This is a genomic window from Bacillus sp. LR--39, assembly GCF_053613335.1.
On record NZ_JBSIOT010000451.1, the window covers coordinates 1 to 951 of the forward strand.

The 951-nt window shown below is 47.3% G+C and carries 2 protein-coding genes; both read left to right on the forward strand.

Translation table 11 applies throughout. From position 1 onward, the window contains the following. The coding region (locus ACWHAR_RS24045; RefSeq protein ID WP_452088055.1) for an MFS transporter at nucleotides 1-204 on the forward strand (204 nt) is incomplete at its 5' end. Between the two features lie 26 nt (nucleotides 205-230). Further along, nucleotides 231-951 (forward strand): sugar phosphate isomerase/epimerase family protein (locus ACWHAR_RS24050; RefSeq protein ID WP_452088056.1); only part of this gene is annotated, 721 nt, incomplete at its 3' end.

Genomic DNA, 951 nt, shown 5'->3' on the forward strand with positions numbered 1-951 from the left:
ACCTTTCCCATTTTGCTCAATCATATTGGGATGTCGGCGACATTTTTTATCTTTGTCGCTATGAATATCCTAGCGATTCTATTTGTAAAAAAATATGTGCCTGAGACAAAAGGGCGGTCACTTGAACAGCTTGAGCATTCCTTTCGCCAGTATGGCCGCCGCGCTGATCAGGAAATCCAAAATCAAACAACTCACTTATCGTAACCTGAGATACCAGGAGGAATCTATCAATGAAACTATCTTATGTAACAGACAGCCTAGGGCATTTGCCTTTTGAAGACATGCTCGATTTTGCCGCAAAGCTTGGGATCGATACACTTGAAATGACAACCGGGGGCTGGTCGCCGGCACCTCACTTGAATCTTGATGAACTGCTGCAAAGCAGCGAAAAAAGAAAAGAATTCTCACAAGCGCTGGAAAAGCGGAACATGACACTTTGCGCGTTAAACTGTTCGGGGAACCCTTTAGATCCGGGTGAATTGGGCAAATCGCACAGAGACATAACTGACAAAACGATGGAGCTGGCTGGATTATTAGGCGTCAAAAAAGTGATCATGATGAGCGGTTTGCCAGCCGGCGGCCCGGACGACAAAGTGCCGAACTGGATCACATACACAGTAAGCTGGCCTCCCGTTTTAAAAGATATCCTCAACTATCAATGGGAAGACGTTGCGATCCCATATTGGAAGAAGCTTGTCAAAAAAGCGGAGGCCTGCGGCGTGGGGAAAATAGCGCTTGAGAACTTCAGCTCTCAATTAGTCTATAATCCTGAGACTCTCTTTCGGCTCAGAAATGCAGTCGGCCCGATGGTCGGTTTGAATCTTGACCCGAGCCATTTGTTATGGATGGGCGCAGACCCGATCATCGCAGCAAGGGAGCTCGGCTCAGCCATTCACCATGTCCACGGGAAAGATGTCAGAATTGAAAGATATTTATCGGCGGTCAACGGAC